The organism is Hahella ganghwensis DSM 17046 (assembly GCF_000376785.1).
In the GTDB taxonomy this organism is placed as follows: Bacteria; Pseudomonadota; Gammaproteobacteria; order Pseudomonadales; family Oleiphilaceae; genus Hahella; species Hahella ganghwensis.
The window spans coordinates 13,052-34,217 of record NZ_AQXX01000117.1; the positions used below are offsets into that span (position 1 = coordinate 13,052).

The 21,166-nt window shown below is 49.7% G+C and carries 17 protein-coding genes; 3 read left to right on the forward strand and 14 right to left on the reverse strand.

Translation table 11 applies throughout. The features are described from left to right. Positions 1 to 9: 9 nt before the first annotated feature. The 8 genes from F566_RS0114585 to F566_RS0114620 form a co-directional block, all read right to left on the reverse strand. The gene (locus tag F566_RS0114585) at positions 10 to 855 is read right to left on the reverse strand and encodes an alpha/beta hydrolase (protein WP_020407740.1); all 846 of its coding nucleotides are present in this window, start codon (positions 853 to 855) and stop codon (positions 10 to 12) included. Next, complete coding sequence (locus tag F566_RS32980; protein WP_020407741.1) at positions 842 to 2,734, reverse strand: Lnb N-terminal periplasmic domain-containing protein; 1,893 nt, start codon at positions 2,732 to 2,734, stop codon at positions 842 to 844. The genes F566_RS0114585 and F566_RS32980 overlap by 14 nt, the downstream gene beginning before the upstream one ends. A 173-nt stretch (positions 2,735 to 2,907) precedes the next feature. Continuing rightward, positions 2,908 to 3,381, reverse strand: coding sequence for a DUF3015 domain-containing protein (locus F566_RS0114595; protein ID WP_020407742.1), 474 nt, complete (start codon positions 3,379 to 3,381; stop codon positions 2,908 to 2,910). Positions 3,382 to 3,549: 168 nt separating this feature from the next. After that, complete coding sequence (locus F566_RS0114600; RefSeq protein ID WP_020407743.1) at positions 3,550 to 4,251, reverse strand: ABC transporter ATP-binding protein; 702 nt, start codon at positions 4,249 to 4,251, stop codon at positions 3,550 to 3,552. Further along, the gene (gene livG, locus F566_RS0114605; RefSeq protein ID WP_026180021.1) at positions 4,251 to 5,006 is read right to left on the reverse strand and encodes a high-affinity branched-chain amino acid ABC transporter ATP-binding protein LivG; all 756 of its coding nucleotides are present in this window, start codon (positions 5,004 to 5,006) and stop codon (positions 4,251 to 4,253) included. Before livG ends, F566_RS0114600 begins: the two co-directional genes overlap by 1 nt. Before the next feature lie 4 nt (positions 5,007 to 5,010). After that, entirely contained in the window at positions 5,011 to 6,306 is a 1,296-nt protein-coding gene (locus F566_RS0114610; RefSeq protein WP_020407745.1) for a high-affinity branched-chain amino acid ABC transporter permease LivM, read from the reverse strand. Further along, positions 6,306 to 7,232, reverse strand: coding sequence for a high-affinity branched-chain amino acid ABC transporter permease LivH (gene livH / locus F566_RS0114615; RefSeq protein WP_020407746.1), 927 nt, complete (start codon positions 7,230 to 7,232; stop codon positions 6,306 to 6,308). Before livH ends, F566_RS0114610 begins: the two co-directional genes overlap by 1 nt. Before the next feature lie 160 nt (positions 7,233 to 7,392). Further along, positions 7,393 to 8,514, reverse strand: a complete 1,122-nt coding sequence (locus tag F566_RS0114620; RefSeq protein ID WP_020407747.1) for a branched-chain amino acid ABC transporter substrate-binding protein — start codon at positions 8,512 to 8,514, stop codon at positions 7,393 to 7,395. Between the two features lie 394 nt (positions 8,515 to 8,908). Between F566_RS0114620 and F566_RS32985 the strand changes: the two genes are divergently transcribed. Further along, on the forward strand, positions 8,909 to 9,685 hold the full coding sequence (locus F566_RS32985) for a DUF3047 domain-containing protein (RefSeq protein ID WP_020407748.1): 777 nt from the start codon (positions 8,909 to 8,911) through the stop codon (positions 9,683 to 9,685). On the opposite strand, the gene lon is transcribed toward F566_RS32985, so the two are convergent. Next, positions 9,686 to 12,115: an endopeptidase La gene (gene lon / locus F566_RS0114630; RefSeq protein WP_020407749.1), complete on the reverse strand. Its 2,430-nt coding sequence runs from the start codon at positions 12,113 to 12,115 to the stop codon at positions 9,686 to 9,688. Positions 12,116 to 12,381: 266 nt separating this feature from the next. Between lon and F566_RS0114635 the strand changes: the two genes are divergently transcribed. Continuing rightward, the gene (locus tag F566_RS0114635) at positions 12,382 to 13,242 is read left to right on the forward strand and encodes a tetratricopeptide repeat protein (protein ID WP_020407750.1); all 861 of its coding nucleotides are present in this window, start codon (positions 12,382 to 12,384) and stop codon (positions 13,240 to 13,242) included. Positions 13,243 to 13,269: 27 nt separating this feature from the next. Here F566_RS0114635 and F566_RS0114640 read toward each other — a convergent pair whose 3' ends face one another. The 5 genes from F566_RS0114640 to F566_RS0114660 all read right to left on the reverse strand — a co-directional run bounded on the left by F566_RS0114640 (position 13,270) and on the right by F566_RS0114660 (position 19,948). Continuing rightward, on the reverse strand, positions 13,270 to 13,818 hold the full coding sequence (locus F566_RS0114640; protein WP_157496801.1) for a hypothetical protein: 549 nt from the start codon (positions 13,816 to 13,818) through the stop codon (positions 13,270 to 13,272). Between the two features lie 270 nt (positions 13,819 to 14,088). Continuing rightward, entirely contained in the window at positions 14,089 to 16,968 is a 2,880-nt protein-coding gene (locus F566_RS0114645; RefSeq protein ID WP_020407752.1) for an FAD-binding and (Fe-S)-binding domain-containing protein, read from the reverse strand. Positions 16,969 to 17,071: 103 nt separating this feature from the next. Continuing rightward, positions 17,072 to 17,725, reverse strand: a complete 654-nt coding sequence (locus tag F566_RS0114650) for a LutC/YkgG family protein (RefSeq protein ID WP_020407753.1) — start codon at positions 17,723 to 17,725, stop codon at positions 17,072 to 17,074. A gap of 4 nt (positions 17,726 to 17,729) precedes the next feature. Further along, the gene (locus F566_RS0114655) at positions 17,730 to 19,202 is read right to left on the reverse strand and encodes a LutB/LldF family L-lactate oxidation iron-sulfur protein (protein ID WP_020407754.1); all 1,473 of its coding nucleotides are present in this window, start codon (positions 19,200 to 19,202) and stop codon (positions 17,730 to 17,732) included. Next, on the reverse strand, positions 19,199 to 19,948 hold the full coding sequence (locus F566_RS0114660) for a (Fe-S)-binding protein (protein WP_157496802.1): 750 nt from the start codon (positions 19,946 to 19,948) through the stop codon (positions 19,199 to 19,201). Before F566_RS0114660 ends, F566_RS0114655 begins: the two co-directional genes overlap by 4 nt. A gap of 323 nt (positions 19,949 to 20,271) precedes the next feature. On the opposite strand from F566_RS0114660, the gene pdhR reads away from it, so the two are divergent. After that, entirely contained in the window at positions 20,272 to 21,036 is a 765-nt protein-coding gene (pdhR, locus tag F566_RS0114665; RefSeq protein ID WP_020407756.1) for a pyruvate dehydrogenase complex transcriptional repressor PdhR, read from the forward strand. Positions 21,037 to 21,166: the final 130 nt, after the last annotated feature.

Consider the following 21,166-nt stretch of genomic DNA (forward strand, 5'->3'; position numbering starts at 1 on the left):
AGCCGCGATTTATCGCGGCTTTTTTGTTTGTGATTCAGCCATGAATTCAAGTAAGGCCTGTTGATTTGAGCGCACCATAAAAGTATACCCGTGTGGCGTGTCGGTAATGAGTCTGGATTTTGGAGGGCTGGAGGCTGTGTAAAGGTCCTGGCCGTGAGAGAAGGGAATCACTTCATCACGAGTGCTGTGTATCAGGAATTTCGGAAGGCCCTTGAGTTGTGCCAGGTTATCATCCGGATCTGGGCCTGAAATAACTATCCAGCTTAGTGGATATTGGAAAGCCCAGGTGATCCAGGCGGCGGAGAGCTTTTCTCTGGCAATTCTTTGATAGCTGGCAAATGAGGCATCGATTATAAGACCGTTAATCTGAGCTGCCACTGCAGGTCGTTGGGCGACAAATCCACTGGCGAGAGCCCCACCAAGGCTTTGCCCTACGATAAAAATGGATCCACTTTCTCTTTCATTAAGCCAGTCATAGGCGGCCTGTGCATCCAGAAAGGACTTATCGACAGTCGGTGCTCCCGGTGATTTGCCGAATCCTCTGTAGTCAAATATAAGAAGGTTATATCCATACTGGTTTAGCCAGGCCAGATTAATAACATGACTGGATAGGTTTTGAGCATTGCCATGAAAAAACAATACAGAACCCTTGGTTTGTCTAGTCTTGGCAGGCAACCACCAGGCATGAATTTGGCCGCCATCTTCCGTATCCAGAAACAAGGCTTGATAATCAGGGTTTAGTTCTTCGGGTGATGAATACTGTTTCTGGTCCGGATAAAAAAATACGCTACTACATCCGGTCAATAACAGTATTGTTAAGAGGCTCGCTAATAATCGAGCGTTAGAAATAACCATACCAGCCCAGTCCAATATCCATTTCACTGTCATATTTAGAATGCATGTCGGTCATGCGGAGTTGAAGTGCATGATGCTCATTAATGGAGAAGCTCAACTTTGCCTCAACAAATCGACGGTCTTCATTATCATTTAAACTATCGAAGCGTTGCTCAGCCGAGACGAGCAGCCGAACACTCTTACTTTGGTAACTGGTCTGTATCAGAGCACCGCCTTCCAGCATGCCTCCGCTCGGTAATAGCTTAGACGGCTCAGCTGAGGCTGTCAGTGCCGCGGTCGCCAGAGCAGGACCTACCTGATAGGTAAGGCCAGCAAAACCATCCACATAAGGCGACAGGTGCCTCTGTTCGCCTGATATCCAGGATCTCCGCGCGCCACCTCCCGCTTTCCAGGACAATGGAGAGAAGAACCGATCCCGGGGGGTGAGGGAGATAATTTCAACAAATTTAAATTGCTCCAGCTGTAACTCATTATTGTGTGTGTACCAGCGTGCCTGAGTGTTAAAAAACTGAAGATGGGCTCCTTTTCGATATCCTGGCAGGGGGTCGTCCAGGTCATGATAAGCGGGGCGCCACTCAACTGCGACGTAATGGTTATCTCCAAACTGGCCACCGAAAAGGCCGAATCTTAGAGTATCGTGCCCCTCGTCATCACGAATCCCCGGAGTTGGAGGAGATCTCGGGGTTGTCTGTAATTTGATTTCTCCGCGCTTTTTCAGCAAAGCGAAAGATACCGGCGCAGAGATTTCCCGGGGGAGTTTTTCATCAATTGTCCTGAATTGCTGTAACTCGTAGGCAGTTTCCAGACTGTTGGCCTGATCTTCATCCGACATGGGGGCCGGTAGGTCAAAGTCCATTTCCAGATAGCTTTCAACAGCATCCTTTTGAGAAGGGGATAGTTCGTTAAGTTGATATTTGATGATGGATGATGTCGATGGGCGATACTGAATGTTGCTGACAATGCCTTTATCAACAACCACGCGCACGGTATCCGAGGGTATGGCTCTTAGTGTGGGAAGTGCGTCAGTCAGTTCAATGCCAGGCCTTGCAACATCAATAAGGGTAAACAGTCGATATGCGCAGTTCTCGTCGAAGAAGTAATAGTCGAATCGGATATCTTTGATTTCCCAGGTATGCAGAAGTAGTGTTCTGACTTCCTCTGAAGAGAGGTCGAGTCGGTATTCCCAAAGGTCTCGGTTTTCAATGTCACTGTAGAGCTTCAGTTTCTGATAATAGGGCTCTACTGTTGTAATGCCGGGATAGCCACCGAAGATACCTCTGTATGCGAACATCAACTCGTTATCATGTGCTTCAGCATTGGCCGCATAGCTGATCGTGCGTGCCAGCAAGAGGTTATCAGCTCCCATGCCGGCCGGGTCTACCCGTAAGAAGGTGTGGCCGAACATTGAGGAGGGACTGTTGAGATAAGAAGCAGCGAATACCAGAGTAATATGTTCGGCATTCAGTTGTTGCAGCCAGTCCTCAAGTTCCGGACATGAAGTATTGGGGAGAGCTTGGGTCGGCGCAAGGGCTTTTCTGAGCCATTGGTATCTCGCAGGGAAGCGGCAGGCTGGAGAGACAGAATCAGAAGCAACCGATATATTGGTGTCGTTAATTGCTTTAATAAATGCTTTCAGCTCGTCTTTGGCATCACGATCTCCGGTAGGAGAATAGAAAAAGCGTGGGTCATCTGCCTGGGACCTGAAGGTATTGGTAAATATTCCCTGCCGGTAATGGAGAAGGTTATACCAGGCTTTCGAACTGGCGAGAGATGTCAGTGTATCTTCATCCAGATTAATTTCTGCCAGAGACAGGCTCGGGATTAAAGTCAAAAAGCTGATGATGAAGCATCGGGCAAGGGTGGTAACCTGGGTGAACAAATTCAGGGTCCTTCTTGGCACTGTAGAAAAATTACTCAAAGTTGCTGGAGATAATCAGACTTCGAATTCTATAAATGAAAGATTACACAAATAGCGGATTGTACAGACAAAAAAAGAGGCGCATAAAGCGCCTCTTCGATTAAATGTCAGTAAACCTTTTCAGGTAAGTACTGTTAGCCCAGGTATTTAGCCAGGCTTTGGTCTTGACCCATGATTTCAGCCAGGTTGCTGATCACTTCTGAGGAAGTGATTTCATCGCTGGTATAAATCTGATCAAAGTTAGTTTGAACAGTCTGCTTGAACAGGTCGCGATCAGCGCCTTCGATGTTCATCAGGGTCGCCAGTGTTTCAATGTGCTCACCGCTGCCACGGCTCATGTCGCGAGCGACTTTTTCCATGTTTTCATCAACAAATACTGATGCCATGGAGGTTACAGGCTGGTTAGCATTACAGCCTAGAGTACCGGTGGTCATACCGAAAGTCTGGTTACCAAGAGTACCGTTAGTAGTTGCTGCCAGAACGTGAGGTCCTACACCTGATTGTCCTTTGAAAATCATGGAGCCCACGCCACAACCTGGGCCACCGTCGGCAACTGCGAAACCTGACACAGACACAGCAAGTGCAGCGGCTATCCAATGTTTCTTCATTCTCGTCTCCTTAAGTTCTTTTTTCGTGATTGGCATTAACAAGGCCAGAAAATACTCGCTAGTGTCCTCTTCGAGCACTAGACTTTAGTCATTGAAGCAATAGTTCGGCTAAAGCGCAAGTAAGCCATATTGGCTATAAACAACATTTTGTTCTTTAACCGATGCCTCTTAACCTCCGAGATATGCCTTGCGAACGTCTTCGTTAACCAGCAGGTTAGCTCCGGTATCTTCCATTACAACTTTACCATTTTCAAGCACATAGCCGCGATCAGCCAACTTCAGTGCCTGGTTAGCGTTCTGCTCAACCAAAAATATGGTCATGCCTTCCTCGCGCAATTGGGAAATGGTGTCGAAAATCTGATTGATAATAATCGGCGCCAGACCCAGTGAAGGCTCGTCCAATAACAGCAATTTGGGGTGGCTCATTAAGGCTCTGCCGATAGCCAGCATCTGCTGTTCACCACCGGACATCGTACCTCCTCGCTGACTTTGACGCTCTTTGAGTCTAGGGAAGAGTTCAAAGACATAGTCCAGGGTCTTGTAAAAATCTTCCTTGGGAGTAAAGAAGCCGCCCATATGCAGGTTTTCAGTGACCGTCAGGCCCGGGAATATGCGGCGTCCTTCTGGAACGACGGCAATGCCACTGCGCATGATGTCTGCGGTTGGCTTATGGGTGATGTCCTCTCCCCGGAACATGACTTTTCCGCTGGAAGCCCTCGGGTCTCCGCACAGGGTCATCAGAAGGGTGGTCTTGCCGGCACCATTGGCACCGATCAGTGTGACAATCTCACCCTCATTAACATTCAGGCTGATGCCGTGAAGCGCTTCAATCTTACCGTAGTGAGTATGAATATTTTCAAATGACAACATTATTCTTCTCCCAGGTAAGCCTTGATGACTTCCGGATTTGATTTGATTTCATCCGGTGTTCCCTGTGCCAAAGGTGTACCCTGGCTAACTACGTAAATTCGATCAGAAATGCCCATGACCAAGCCCATATCGTGCTCGATCAGCAGTACTGATACGTTGTAGTCATGTTTCAGGCTGACAATCAGTTCGTCCAGATCGCGAGTTTCTTTGGGGTTCAGGCCAGCTGCCGGCTCGTCCAGCATCAGCATATCCGGTTCTGTTACCATGCAGCGGGCAATTTCCAGACGCCGTTGCTGACCGTATGCCAGATTGCCTGCTTCTCTGTTAGCCATAGGAAGAAGGTCAACCTTTTTCAACCAATATGCTGCACGCTCCATAGCCTCACTTTCTTTCTTTCGGAAAGAAGGGGTTTTCAGCAATCCTGATAAAAGGTTGGTATTAACGTGACGATGCTGAGCTACCAGTAGGTTTTCAATCACCGTCATGCTGTTAAATAGACGCACGTGCTGGAAGGTTCTGACCATTCCCAAACGTGAAATCTTGAAGTCCGGCATGCCTTGAATGGCTTTGCCCTGAAACTTGATATCGCCGGAAGTGGGCTTATAAAAACCGCTGATACAGTTAAATACAGTGGTTTTTCCTGCGCCGTTTGGTCCTATGATGGAGATGATTTCCCGCTCATTGACATCGAGAGAAACACCGTTCACCGCCAACAGGCCACCAAAGCGCATCGATAATCCGCGTACACTTAACATCAGTTTACTCCTGTTTCAGTTCGATATGGGGGCGCTTCATGGGGAGAAGTCCCTGTGGGCTCCAGATCATCATGAGCACCATCATCAAGCCGAACATGAGTTCGCGGTATTCCTGGAACTCACGAGCAAGTTCCGGAAGAATTGTGATCAGAATCGCCGCCAGAATAACACCGATTTGTGACCCCATACCGCCCAATACAACAATCGCCAGAATGATGACGGATTCCTTGAATACGAATGATTCAGGGTTAATAAAGCCTTGACGGGCCGCGAAGAAGCAACCTGCGAAACCTGCGAATGCTGCACCGATCGTAAAGGCTGAAAGCTTGATCGCCGTACGGTTCAGGCCAAGGGAGCGACATGCGATTTCGTCTTCACGAAGCGCTTCCCAGGCGCGCCCAACCGGCATTCTCATCAAACGACGGATAACATACAGGGTAAAGAACACCAGCACCAAAGCGAGAAGGTAAAGGAAAACAACCTTCATAGCCGGATCATAGGAAATGCCAAAGAATTCGTGAAAGGGGACGTTGCCTTCACTGGCCCGGCGTGAGAACTCAAGACCGATGATGGAAACGTCTGGTTCTGTCTGGATAGCAGGCAGGGTTGGCTTGGGGATTCCACCGATACCGTTAGGACCATTGGTCAGCTCGGTCAGGTTGTTCAGAAGAATACGGATAATTTCACCGAAGCCCAGAGTGACGATCGCAAGATAGTCGCCCCGTAAACGGAGAACCGGGAAGCCAAGAACAAAACCGAACAGTGCTGCGAGCAGGCCACCAAGCGGTAAGCATGCCCAGAATGACCAGCCCAGGTTTTCGGCCAGCAGGGCGTAGGTGTAAGCACCAACTGCATAGAAAGCTACATAACCCAGATCCAGTAGACCGGCAAGACCGACAACAATGTTAAGGCCAAGACCAAGCATGATGTAAATCAATACCAGGGTGGCGAGGTCTGTTGCGCCGCGCTCCATCATAAACGGCCAAAGCAGTGCAACGACAACAACGAAAAGAACACCTGGCTTTACCAGCTTTGCCCGGTTTTCTTCTGCGGGCAGCAGATTGCTGATCGTGCCAGGCTTAGGTTTGACTTTGCTGAGTTGGCCGAGAATCTGTTCTTTGAAAAGCTGAACAAAGAATACTGCCAAGACACCAATGGCGACGTAAGACAGAGTAGTCGCTGAAGACGATGCCAGAATCAGACTGACCCCTTCAGTCGTCAGCTGTAGACCTAATAGCGGAAATGCCAGAATAAAAGTAACGCCGGCTGCAAAGAAAGCCGATGACAGGTTGCTTCTCATCAGATTTTCTCCACTTCCGGTTTACCTAGAATACCTGTTGGTTTGAACAGGAGTATCAGTACCAAAAGACCGAAAGATACAACGTCTTTATATTCGGTGCTGAAGTAGGCTGCAGTCATACTCTCTGCAATACCGAGAATGAGGCCGCCCAGCATCGCACCAGGAAGGCTGCCGATTCCGCCCAATACTGCTGCTGTAAAGGCTTTCAGGCCTGCGATAAAGCCGATATAAGCGTTGGCAACACCGTAGTACATTCCCAACAGGGTGCCGGCAACTGCCGCCAGTGCAGCACCGATAACAAAGGTTGCCGCTATGACGTTGTTGGTGTTGATGCCCAGCAGCCCAGCCATTTTCAGGTCCTGAGCTGTTGCCCGGCAGGCACGGCCCAGGCGGGAGCGGTTAATAAATAGAGTCAGGGCTGTCATGGAAATGACAGTTACAACAAAGATGATAATCTGCATGTAGGAAACAGAGGCCTGGAAGCCGTCTTCAGGGCCGAAATTCCAGCCGCCGGTGACCACGCTGGGCATGGCAATATCCCGGGCGCCTTGTGATATCCGGACATAGTTCTGTAGAAAAAATGACATCCCGATTGCAGATATCAGAGGAATCAGTCGGTTACCACCACGTAAAGGCCTGTAAGCGACCCGCTCAATTGCCAGTCCGAAGGTGCTGGATACCAGCATGCTGGAAATCAGGGCAACAGCAAATACGATGGGCAGAAAGTCGATGCCCAGCATTGCCAGCCCGGTAATCGCCATAAAGGCAATGTAGGTGCCGATCATATACACCTCGCCGTGGGCGAAGTTGATCATGCCGATTATTCCATAGACCATGGTGTAGCCTATGGCTATCAGGGCGTATGTGCTCCCGATAGTTATGCCGTTAATTAGCTGCTGTAAGAAGTAGAGGGTCACTTCAAGCATTGGATGGGTACTCCAATTTTATTCTATGTGTCGCCTTGTGAGCCTTTGTGGGGATTTAGGCGGCGGGGTCCAATAAAAACACCTTCTTACTTGGGCTGTAATTGTTTGATTCAGTTACAGATTCGGTGAAGAAGGTGTTTTATTGATAGCTAAGTTAAGCCTAGTTTACTGTGCTTTTGCTACCATCTGCGTGCCAAGTGTAGACTTCAAAATCGAAGCCTTTCAGATCGCCTTTGTCGTCAAAGGAGATCTTGCCCATTGGCGTAGTGAAGGTATTGGAGCGCAGGTAATCCTGGATCGCATCAGTTTCCTGAGAGTCAGTGCCTGCGATTGCGTCAGCAATAACTTTTACAGCTGTGTAAGAAGTCATGACGAAAGCACCGCTTGGGTCCTGGCTTTTGGCTTTGAATGCTTTTACCAGGTCCTGGTTTTCTGGGCGTTGGTCGAATGCGGGCGGCAAAGTTACCAGCAAACCTTCTGAGGCTTCACCAGCAATCTGGCTGATATCTTTGTTACCTACCCCTTCAGGGCCCATGAATTTGGCATCGAAACCTTTTTCAGATGCCTGACGCAGCATTTGACCCAGCTCAGGGTGGTAACCACCGTAGTATACGAAGTCAATTTTCTCTTTCTGCAGTTTGGCGATCAAAGGCGAGAAGTCTTTATCGCCTTTGTTGACCCCTTCAAACAGGGCAACATTAACGCCTTTCTCTTCAAGCGTTTTCTTTACAGCGGTAGCAATACCTTCGCCATACTGTTGCTTGTCGTGAATGACGGCAACATTGGAAGGTTTGATGGTTTCTGCGATAAAGCGACCTGCAGTGGGTCCCTGGTGGCTGTCCAGACCGATAGTACGGAAAATCATGGTGTAGCCACGTTGAGTGATTTCAGGGCTGGTAGAAGCCGGAGTGATCACCAGGATGCCTTCATCTTCGTAAACGTCAGAAGCTGGTTGGGTAGAACCTGAACACAGATGACCAACTACAAATTTGATACCGTCGTTGACAATTTTGTTCGCAACAGCAACCGCTTGCTTGGGTTCACAGGCGTCGTCATAACGTATGGCTTCAAGTTTGTCACCGTTGACGCCACCTGCCGCATTGATTTGCTCAACAGCCATTTCTGCGCCGATGACTTGCATATCACCATATTGAGCTACATCACCGGTCTGTGGGCCTGCAATAGCGATTTTGATGGTTTCTGCATTTGCCAGGCTGAAGCTGCCAGCCAGCAAGACAGAGGCGCTTAAACCGAGCACTTTCTGAGCGACTTTCTTTTTCATTATATTGTCTTCCCGAATTTAGTAGTTTTAATCGTGTTTCCGTTGTGTGGCCGGAGCATTGGAAGGTGGTCAGATTGGCTGGGTCACCTTCAAACCGCACCGAACATACGGTAAAACAGTCTGGAATATAACCCCAAAGTACAAACAAGAAAAGGGTCGGCGACTGTTACACGACGGATATCAGCCTGTAACAGGGTATACGCACTGTCAAAGGCTAGGCTACACCCACTGTGATCCATGTTTTAGTTAAAAAAAAAGGTGCCTCAACAGGCACCTTCAAAGCGTCTATAAGAAAGACAGGACAAAACATCATCACAACTGGTAAGTTGGCAAGTATAGATTTAATTATTTATTGATCGACATACGTGATTGCCGCAGTTTTTAAGGGGTTCTAATGGGAAAAATCCCGCGTCGTTGCATGATCGGGTTCTGTTGTTTTCTGTTCATAAGCACTTATGGACAGGGAGAAGCTGGGAGCCTGAAGAAGACGGATGACAGTGTGCTGCCGATCCTGGGCCCGACTGGTCTTGCTTTCGGTGAGAACGAAGCGCAATTACCGTCAGGGTGGAAACCTGTCACATTTCCAAAAATATCTACCCACACGATATATCAAACCACTGTGGAAGAGGGAGTCGAGTCGATTAAAGCTTACTCCAATCAATCTGCCTCCGGTCTGATAAGAGAACTGGCTTATTCCACGGAACAATTTCCTTATTTGCAGTGGCAGTGGAAAATCTCTTCTATATATATAAAGGGCGACTATCGCAAGAAATCAGGTGATGATTATCCTGCCCGCGTCTATGTCACCTTTGATACCAGCGGAGTGGAACTGAGCTGGTGGGAGGAAATGCAGGTAAAGACCTATGAAATGATTTATGGAGAACGCCCGCCGCTTGCGACTCTTTCATATATATGGGCTAACCGTGGAGAGATTGGAACCATCGCCGATAATCCCTATACCAGCCGCGTCAAAATGATCATAGTGCAGTCCGGGAACGACAATGCGGGGCAGTGGGTGAGCGAAAGGCGGAATCTCAGGGAGGACTTTAAGGCGGCCTTTGGTTATGAGCCGCCATCGGTTGCAGCAGTCGCGATCATGACGGACAGCGACAATACCGGCGAGCAGACAGAAAGCTGGTTTGGGGCGATTCAGGCAACGAAAGGCCCTTGATTACCCCTCGAACATGATGCTCTGGACCTGTTGGAAGTTTTTCGCAAAGTGTACGTTCATGCCTTCCTGGATGTAGTCCGGCAGCTCTTCGAAATCCCGGCGATTTGCTTCAGGCAGAATGATCTCTTTGATGCCAAGTCGCTTGGCGGCAATTACCTTTTCGCGAATGCCTCCGACAGGGAACACCTGGCCGGTCAGAGTGAGCTCCCCTGTCATGGCTACATTGGCCTTGGGGGCCTGTTTTCTGGCCAGTGATAATAATGCGGTTGCCATGGTGATACCGGCGCTTGGTCCGTCTTTCGGCGTCGCGCCTTCAGGGACATGAAGGTGCACAAATGCCTTGTCGAAGAAAGATGGATCCCCTTTGAATTTTTTGAGATTGGCGGATACGTAGCTGTAGGCTATCTCAGCAGATTCCCGCATCACATCACCCAGTTTCCCTGTGAGCTTGAAGCCTCTGTTACTGGAGTGGATCAATTGCGCTTCTATGGGGAGTGTCGCTCCACCCATCGCGGTCCAGGCCAGGCCTGTTACCACGCCGATACCTCCCAGACTGGATTCCTTTTTAAAGAGAGGAGGGCCCAGATACTCGTGTAGCTGTTTAATGCCAATGCGCTGGGATTTGTCTGGTTGTTCCATCAGTTTGACGATGCCTTTGCGCACGATTCTGTGAAGGAGTTTTTCCAGGTTTCGGACGCCGGCTTCGCGGGCGTAGCCTTCTACTAATTCCTTTAAAGCCGGATCGGTAATCGCCAGCTGTTTTTTCTTCAATTTGGCTCGGCCCAGAAGTTTTGGCCATAAGTGATTTTTGGCAATCTCAACTTTTTCTTCCGTGATGTAACCTGAGAGCCTGACGATATCCATTCTGTCCAGTAAAGGACCCGGAATGGTGTCGAGCTGATTGGCTGTGCAGACAAACAGGACTTTTGAAAGATCGACACGCAGATCAAGATAATGATCCAGGAACTCACTGTTCTGCTCGGGGTCCAGTGTTTCAAGTAATGCACTGGCCGGGTCGCCCTGGTAGGAAGAACCTATTTTGTCGATTTCATCCAGCATGATCACAGGGTTGGCTGTCCCGACATCTTTCAGCGCCTGAACCATTTTGCCTGGGAGTGCGCCGATGTAAGTGCGACGATGGCCTTTGATTTCTGCTTCATCGCGCATGCCTCCCAAACTGAGGCGATAGAATTCGCGTCCAAGTGCGCTTGCAATGGATTTACCTATGGAGGTTTTCCCCACCCCTGGCGGGCCGACCAGTAATAGAATAGAACCGGAGACCTCGCCCTTAAAGGCGCCTTCCGCCAGAAACTCGATAATGCGGTCTTTGACATCGGCCAGCCCATCATGTTCCTGATTCAGGATGTCCCGGGCGTTAGCGATATCCAGCTTGTCTTTGGAGGCATGCCCCCAGGGGACCTGGGTCAGCCAGTCAAGATAATTGCGGGTCACCCCGTATTCGGGAGAGCCGGTTTCCAGCACGGATAGCTTTCTGATTTCATCGCTAAATCGCCTGCTGACATGCTCGGGAGGTTCTAAAGCTTCCATTCGCTCAGAGAACATATCGATATCGGCTGTGCGGTCATCCTTGGCGAGGCCAAGCTCTTTCTGGATGATTTTCAACTGTTCCCGTAAAAAGAATTCCCGTTGCCTTTCTGAAATTTTCTCATTGACTTCGGCACTGATTCGACTTTGTAGCTGGGCGACTTCCAACTCGTTTTTCAGCAAAAGTAGTACTTTTTCCATCCTTCTCAGCAGCGGGACAGTGTTGAGTATTTCCTGCAAGCGGTGTCCTTTGGCTGAAGTGATGGCGGCGGCAAAGTCTGCCAGAGCTGAGGGCTCATCCGGACTGAAGCGACTGAGATAGTTCTTCAACTCTTCACTGTAAAGAGGATTAAGAGGTAATAGTTCCTTAATGGTATTGATCAATGCCATGGCGTAGGCTTTGACTTCGTTTTCCGGCTCCTTGGCTGGTTGCGGATATTCCACCTCCACCAGATAGGGCGGTGTGCGGCGCAGCCATTGAACAATCTTGAAGCGCTGCAGCCCCTGCGCGATAAACTGAAATTTGTCATCCTCCTGGGATGGCTTGTGAATCTTTACGAGGCATCCATAAGTGGCCAGGTTTTGGCTGTCAGGTACCTTCTGCGGGTCATTACCTTCTTCTACAAAACATAAACCCATAACCTGATGGTCAGTATTGGATACCCGTTTGAAGGTTTCTTCCCATTGTGGGGCATTGAAGACCAAGGGTTGCACCTGGGCTGGGAAGAATGGGCGGTTCGTTACCGGCAACAAATAGATGCGTTTGGGTAACATCTGGTGTGGGAGAACCAGGGCGCCTGATGGCTGGCTGCCGGACTCTCCGTCATCACGGCTGATGAATTCCGCTTCCAGATCCAAGTCATTTTCCAATTCGATTTCGCTCATGATACTTTGCTTTCCGTTGTCCGGTTAACGACCAATATTTCGTAACGTTGGGGTGAAGTTATCGGAGTTAAACCCCGGCTTATGGAATTGATTCAGTGAAAGTTGTTTTATCTGGGGGAGTAATAAATCGTGCTAGTCTTAGAGAGTCTGTCAGTTTCATTTTCTTCAGCAGGGTGGATTGGAAAACTGCTGCAATGCCCACATACTTCATAAATATGCCTCGCCGGGGCTAGGACTTAACCTAACCATTTCAAGAGAATTAGCCGATGTCGTCTGAATTGATCTTTGATGCTGATCTGCAAAACTTTCAGGCTTCTGTATTGGATAAATCCATGCAGGTGCCTGTGTTGGTCGACTTCTGGGCGGATTGGTGTGCCCCGTGCAAGCAGTTGATGCCCGTACTAGAAAAGGTCGTGGCGGATTTTAAGGGCGGCGTCATATTGGCGAAGGTCAATGCGGACCAGCAAAAGGAGTTGACCGCTCATTTTGGTGTCCGCAGTTTACCGACGGTTAAGCTCATCGTTCAGGGGCGTATCGAAGGGGAGTTCTCCGGTGCTCAAACAGAAGCGCAAGTGAGGAAATTACTCGAACCCTATGTCAGCAGTCCAACGGATGACCGTCTCGGCGAGGCAAATCAATTGGTTGAAGAAGGGGAGTATGATCAGGCCTTTGTGATACTTCAGGAGCTCAATCAGGCAGAGCCGGACAATGCGGAAGTCCTGTTGGCGATTGCGACATTGAAACTGGTGCAGGGTAACGCTCCGGAGTGCCGGCAAATTCTGGATAGTATTCCGAAGGAGCAGCGTGACAGTGCTGAGTTCAAACAGCTGTTGTCTCGCGTAAGGTTTGCTGAAAAATCAGGGGATCTGGAAGATCGAGCATCGCTGCTGCAAAAGTTTGAACAGGATGCTCAGGATCTGGAAGTTCTTTTTCAGCTGGCCTTGCATGATGTCAGGTCAGATGACTTTAACGCTGCTATTGAGCGGTTGATGGAAATACTCAAGAAGGATCGTGAATATAAGGATGGCAAGGCGAAAAGCACATTGATTGAGCTATTTGATATGCTTGGTGCGGCACACCCGCTCGTTCGTCAGTACCGCCGCCACTTGTATACACTCTTACACTGAAGCCCCTTTACTCAATGTCATACCGGACTAGCGCGTTTTGATGATAATCCGTGCGTCTACCGACATGGACTGAATCGCGAAGTTGCCGCGATTGTCATCCATGCTGAGTGTGCTGCGCATGTTGGATATATCGACCTGATTCACTGTGTTGGATAAATTGATATTTACTCCCTGGTCCACTTCATGAGAGTGGTTTTTGTTGTCTGCCTTATCCCGATTGATAACGACCAGAGCCAGTGAACTTTCCACATGAGCATTGCTCTGGGTAATCTCTGTATAAGTGACCAGCGACCTGTTCTGAATCTGTTGGCCGGAGTCTTCTGGCTCGGGTGAATGAGGTGTTCTGGAAGTCTCATTGGCAACAATCATTTCCTTGCGTACATGGGCATGTGCTTCGGCGGTGGCTTCATCAGCGATCTGAACGGATTTTCCTGTGGCAGTGGCTGGTAGACCGGGGAAGTGGATTTCTGCCATTCCCGTTTCATCCAACGGCTCGACTGCTGCCAGGTGAAATGACCATGAGCTCAATCCAAGCAGCAGACAGGTAGATGCGAACAGCAGACGGGTATTCATCATTTATTCCCGGGATCTTTATAAGCGTACAAAAATGTTTTAGGGAGCCACCGGTTATCATTTGTAAGGGTAATGTAACAGATGTTTTCTTTTTGTAGTCTAGCGGCTCCGCATAACGCAATGAAGTGGCAGCTTATAATAAAGCTGCCCTAATTGTGGAAGTTTGAACCTGCTCGCGTTTGATGCTGTAAGAGATTCCTACGGATACTCAGTTTTCGCCAGAGTTGTTTGTCGATAGGCGCAGGTCTGGCTTTTTAGCCTGCCGTTTTTACTTCAGGTTCTGGGTTTTGGCTGACTGACTTTATCGACCAACAGGCTGATGCCGTGATAGTGGATACCGGAGTGGAGTGATAAGCCGATTTCACAGCTACGGCTGTTGGAAATGCCCGCTTCACATTGATTCTCCTGTATCTGGGTTTTTAACGGAGCGAGGGCAGAGGCATTCAGTTCTGGCTGGGTAAAGCCCTTATCACCAGCGAATCCGCAGCAGGTAATATCATCTGGTATTAACACGCTGGTGCAGCAGGTCCTGGCAATGGCTGTCAACTTGTCTGCAATTCCCATTCGGGTGGTGCTGCAGGTAATATGAAGGGCGGTCGGCATATTGGTCGGCGTGATTTCCAGCCTGGGCATTAGATGGTCATGGATGAAATCAACCGTATCCAGCAGTCGCAGGCCTGAAAACCCGGATAGAGACTTGATTTGATCCAGAAGCCTCATCGTGCAGGGGCTGGTGTCCGAAAACACAGGTAGTCTACCTTCTTCGCTGGCCTGCCACAGGGCGTTCAAAAGTTGTTCTGCTTTCTGGTTGGCCGTATCAAAGAATCCCTTGCTTTGAAAAGGCATGCCACAACAATGGCTGTCGATATTTTCTGGAAAAATCACCTGAAAACCGGCCTTGGCAAGCAGAGATAAGTTTGCCTGAGTCACTGATTGTGACTCCGAGTCTCCTCTGGCTGGTCCCATGGTACGGGTGGCACAACTTGAAAAATAAACGACTTTGTCCGGTAACTGACCATGCAAGGGATCCGTTGAGCAGGGCGAATGGTCCTTAACCGGTGTTGATTCGGTCAGACGAGGTGCCACTTTGGGGAGATAAGGATGCCAGACAGGAACTTTGCCTTTGGTGACTTTGTTGATCGCTCGGGTGCTCCCTTCCAGAACACCTCTGCCCATCAGGCCATGAAGAATATCCGCGGTTCCCAGCATGGCTCTGGTGGCTCTTGTAATACCTCGAAAGTGATCCGCAGCCCACTGAGCTTTGTCGGTATGAATCTTGTTGTGCTGGTGGCGATGCATTCTGGTCAGATCTCCGGTGTTGATCCCTACAGGGCAACTGGTGGCACAAAGTCCACAGGCTGCGCAGGTGTCATCACCCTGATAGAGGTAATCCTGTTGCAGTGTTTTCAGCAGCGCCGGGTTTTCAGAAGAACTATCCAGTCTTTCTATCTCTCTGGAGATGACAATACGTTGCCTGGGCGTCAGGCTGAGATTCCGTGAAGGGCAAACAGGTTCACAGAATCCGCACTCGATGCACTTGTCTACAAGTGGGTCCACTGGTGGCATCGGTTTCAGGTTTTTGAGGTGGATTTCCGGGTCGGCATTGAGGATGACTCCTGGATTCAGGAGATCATCCGGGTCCAGGAGTGTTTTGATTTCCTGCATGATGCCATAAGCATTTTCGCCCCATTCAAGAGCGACAAAGGGCGCCATATTTCTGCCGGTGCCGTGTTCTGCCTTTAGTGATCCGCCATATTCCACAGCAACAAGTTGAGCAACGTCGTCCATCAGGCATCGGTATCTTTCGATGGCATCGGGATCATTCAAATCCTGTGCAAAAACGAAATGTAGATTGCCCTCCAGTGCGTGACCGAAGATTAGCGCATCGTGATAGTCGTACCGCTCAAATAATGCCTGGAGTTTCAGTACGCCATCTGCCAGATCCGGTACCGGAAAGGCGACGTCTTCTATTACCACCGTTGTGCCGTTTTTTCTCAGCGCTCCCAGAGCTGGAAAAAGGCCTTTGCGTATATTCCAAAGTTGGGCAATTTGTTCCGGTATTTGAGTGAAGGGTAATTGATTGAGAATGTTATAGCCGGAAAGAACCTCGTTGATTGTGTCAATCTTTGTCTCCAGAGAAGACTGATTTTGAGCCCGGGTTTCAATAAGTAGCGCAGCGGCCCCGTCAGGCAGGTGCTTTACGAATTCCGGTACGCCGGTTTTATTTTCAATGGCGGACAGGCCTCGCCGATCAATCAACTCTACGGCGTCTACCGGTGACGATTTGAGTGCGGCAACTGCCTCACAAGTGGTTCTGACGTCAGCAAAGAATACCAGGGTTGTGGATTTGGCCGGGTGGTCTTCAACGGTACGGTAGGTGATCGAGGATATAAAACCCAAAGTACCCTCTGAACCGATCATCAGATGAATGAGGATATCAATAGGGTCCTCGAAGTCAATCAGAGCATTCAGGCCGTATCCGGTGGTGTTCTTTAACCGGTATTTATGCTGAATTTTCTCCTTCAGGGCGTTATTGCTCAGAATTTTTTGTCGTAGGTTGGACAGCCCCTTCAGAGTATCCGAGTGGGTGTCCTGAAAGCGCTGGCGACTTTCCTGATCGGCGGTATTCAGTATGGTTCCGTCCGCCAGGATAAGTCGCATATCTGCCAGCGTATGGTAACTATTATGCCGGGTGCCACAACACATTCCGCTGGCGTTGTTCGCTGCAATGCCACCAATTTTAGCGGCGTTGATTGAAGCAGGGTCGGGTCCGATCTTGCGCGCGTAGGGTGCCAGATGGCGATTTGCATGAGCGCCAATAATGCCGGGTTGTAGCTTGATTCTCTGACCACCGTCCAATATTTCGTGTTGCTTCCAGCCCTGCAATTGAACCAGCACCGAATCTGTGACCGCCTGCCCGGAGAGGCTGGTGCCGGCCGCTCTGAACGTCAGTGGAATTCGGTAGTCCCCGGCGGCCTGCAGGAGTATGACGACTTCAGCCTCTGATTCTGCTCTTACAACCAGCTGTGGTATTAACCGGTAAAAGCTGGCATCCGTTCCATAAGCCAGTCGTCTCAAAGGGTCTTTGATCAGACGTTCCGGGGGAATCACAGTGCTAATTCTCTCAATAAAGGAAGTCAGATCAGAGTTCATCGTTGCTCTCTATTATCCAATTATCCAGCTATTCACATTTAGCTAGTTGTTCTCATGTGCCAATATGAGGTGGCATATGGGTTAACCTCGGGAGGACCGGTGGTCAGTCTTCAACTAAGAGAATGATCAGTCGTTTTGGCCCATGTGCCCCGTAAGCCAGGGTTTGTTGGATATCAGCGGTTTTTGACGGACCCGATATCAACAACAGGTTGGTCGGTAGGGGGAGCATCTTATCTTTGTCTGCAAAGGCCTCCGTCTGGTTCTGGTAAAGAGTGTCGACGTTCAGCCAGACATAGCTGACGGGAGGGACCAGCGAGAGTGTTCGTGGTTCTGTCGGTCCTGTTTTCAGTATGAGTGTTCCGGTTTCCGCGATACCAGCTGCCGCAATGGAAAAGCCAGCTTCTACCCGGTGAAAAAGTTGTTCTTTTATCCCTTCGATTTCCTGGTCGTAAGTGATGACTTCGATAGCTGAATGATTAGCCTCGTTCGATAACAGAGCTTCGGTGAAACGACCTTTTCCGGCGACCATCAAATTGTTGATCGATTGTGATTGCAGGTGTTTAAAAAGATCTTGCTGCCAGCGGCTAATGCTTGTTCTGATGATTTCACCATGAGCTGCTTCCATTGCAGTAATAAAGGCCTCTGGTTTATTGGCGACCTGAACCACTCCGACAGAGCCGCTTTCCGATGTTGCCGTAACAGGATTGGAAGAGCGGTATTGGCGCAGGCGTTGCAGAATATTTTGTCGGCTGTTCATGCGATTACTTCGTCTCCTGTTTTGTCGGTTTGATGACATGACTGGGAGATTGAGATTGGTGTGCCTTTACCAGCTCATGCAAGGACTTTTCGGCAGGCCGGGGGGCGCTTCTATAGCGAGTCCAGGGACCGATACTGGAAGGCATCAAGTTACGAAACCGGGTGGCTCCCCAAAGTGTCAATCGGTACCACAGTGGGGAGCTGTTCAGATATGTCCAGAACTTCCAGATCAGGGACTCAACCGGTTTTCTCAGGCTGCCTCTACCAAGAGTTTGTGAGTCTGCACTATCGATATTTCCCTCGTGCCGTAAACGTCGGATCAGATTGGGTAATGGGATGTTGACAGGGCAGGCATCCCGGCAGGCGCCGTTTAATGAGCAGGCTTGAGTAATGCTGCCGGCCTTGTCCAATCCCCAGATTTGTGGTGAAACCACTTGGCCGATTGGACCGGGGTATGTGGAACCGTAGGCGTGGCCGCCGATTTTTGTATACACCGGGCAGTGATTCATACAGGCACCGCAACGGATGCAACGTAACGTCTGTTGCAGTTGTTTGTCGGCATACATGCGCGACCGGCCGTTATCCAGTAGAACCAGGTGGACTTCTTTCGGGCCGTCCAGTTCGTCCGGTTTGCGTGGTCCGCTGATCATATTGAAGTAGGTGGTGATCGCCTGCCCGGTGGCTGAGCGAGTGAGGAGTCGGTACAACGGTGGTACATCTGTCAGGGACTCAACCACTTTTTCAATACCGCAAAGCGCAATGTGAACAGGAGGCACCGTGGTGCTCATGCGTCCGTTGCCCTCGTTTTCCACCAGACAAAGAGTTCCGGTTTCAGCGATAGCGAAATTAACGCCCGACAGTCCGACATCTGCCTCAAAAAACTTTTGTCGCAGAACTTTCCGGCCAGTACCAATCAGTTGATCCACATCTTCGGTGTAATCAATCCCTGGTATTTTCTCGTGAAACAGACGGGCAATCTGCTGTTTATTTTTGTGAATGGCGGGCATGATGATGTGCGAGGGAGTTGAGTGATCCAGTTGGACAATGTATTCCCCCATGTCACTTTCCAGTGCTTCTATGTCATGATCAGCCAGAAAGTGGTTCAGGCCAATCTCTTCCGACGCCATGGATTTGCCCTTGATCATTCGGGTGGCCTGGTGGTCCTTCATGATACCGAGAATAATGTTGTTGGCCTGCTCAGCCGTTTCAGCCCAGTGCACTCTGATACCGTTATTGACGCATTGGCTCTCCAGTTTTTCGAGCAATTCAGGCAATTGTTGTAAGCATCGGTTTCGGATTTGCTCACCTCGATGACGAAGCGCTTCCAGGTCTTCCGGATCTGGGAACATCGCGGCTCTTTTCTGCATGAGAAAATCCATCGCACCGCGAAAGTTGTTTCGTAATTCCTGGTCCTCCAGAGCTTCAATCACACGGCTTTTGAAGTTTCGATTAATATGGCTTGCGTCCGGAGCTGTCATTGAGTGCGCTCCCATATGAATGAAGCGATATGCTGGCCTTTGAGTGGATCTTTCCTCTTTTCCAGAGCGCCTGTGATATTCATCATGCAGCCACAGTCTCCTGTTACTAGCTGGTCAGCTCCTGTCGCCACGAGGTTGTCACATTTGTCCTGCACCATGGCGTTGGAAATTTCAGGGGCCTTAACGGAAAAGGTTCCTCCAAATCCACAGCATTCATAAGCGCGTTCCTGCTGAACGATAGCGACATTATCCAACTGGTTCAGTAGTTTCTGGGTCTGACCGGAGATGCGCAGATGGCGCTGTGCGCTGCAGGAGTGATGCACCACTACTTTGGCAGGGGCTCCCATATCTTTGAGCTCAATCCGGCATACTTCAACGAGGAACTCTGTCAGTTCGTAGGTCCGATGAGCCAGATCCCGGGCGAGTTTCTCCTGTTCGGTTCCGGCAAACAGGGAGGGATAGTGCTCTCGAATCATGCTTGCACAGGAAGCAGAGGGGACTACTACAGGTATCTCTTCCGGGAAACAGGCGATCTGGGCTGCTGCGACGGATCTGGCCTCGTCGTCGTAACCAGAATTATAAGCGGGCTGGCCGCAACAGGATTGCTCTGGCGGGTAGCTGACCTTGATGCCTTCCCGTTCCAATAACTGGATTCCGTGCAGACCGGCTTCAGGGTAAAACAGGTCGATCAGGCAAGTGCCGAAGAAGTAAACGTGCCCGGGTTTTTCCGGATAGAGTCTGCTCATAAAAGGTGCCATGTGTATACAGTCATTATTGGCGGTCCCCTGTGGGTGAAGGAGACGTGATATTTAAACAATTGTTTGAGTAATATTGGTAATACCAATTTACCAAATGCTTTTGATAAATTATGCTGCCTGTACAGGAGAGTCAATAGTATGGGCGTATATTCTGGTTAATTTGTGCTCAATTTAGACTTTGGTCTAAGCTCTGATGCGTATATTGAGGAGATATGTTAGTCTCCCGCCCGCTCGGATTGGTCATACCACTTGAGTGGTCATACCATTCCGATATCATGCTAAGCTTAGTTGCAGGAGATGACGTCAACGCCATGGCCCAGGTAAAGCCTTTGAAACAGCCAAAACTGGCGGATGTCATTCTGGATAGTCTGGAACAGATGATTCTGGAAGGTAGTTTGAAGCCCGGTCAGCGGCTTCCTCCCGAGCGGGCTCTGGCGGTCCAGTTTGAAGTGTCACGTCCCTCAGTCAGGGAAGCCATTCAGAAACTGGAGGCCAAAGGGCTGGTGGTACGTCGCCAGGGGGGCGGCAATTATGTCTCCCAGGATCTGGGAAGCAGCTATACTGAACCATTGTTTGCGCTGATCAGCCAACATCCTGAAGCTCAATACGATTTGCTGGAATTCCGGCATGCTCTAGAAGGCGTTGCCGCATACTATGCTGCAATTCGCGGAACAGAGGCAGATCGAAAAATTATTGAAAAACGCTATCAGGACTGGCTGCACTATCACGATGTCAAAGACTCCGAGCATGAAGCAAGAGCTGATGCGGAGTTTCATTTGTCGATAGCCGAGGCGGCACACAATGTGGTGCTGCTTCATACTATGCGCGCATTGTTTACGCTGCTAAAACAGAATATTGTGAGCAACCTGCATTACCTTTACGAGGAAGAGGTCATGCGGACGAGAATAAAAGAACAGCACACGCGTCTCAAGAACGCGGTGCTGGCAAGAGACCCGCAGGAGTCCAGGTCGGCAGCCCACGACCATCTTGCATACGTAGAAGAAATACTATTAGAAAAAAGCCGGGCTGAGTCCAGAAATATGAGGTCTCTGAGGCGACTTCAGAATCTGGATTAGAAAGCTGTCGGGGGCGCCTAATCGGTGCCACTCAGTCGGGGGCATCCAGTCAGGATCACTCTGGCAGACTTTAATTCCGGCAACCGAGTCTGCATAAAGACAGACCGGTAGAACAAATTGCTGCAGGGTG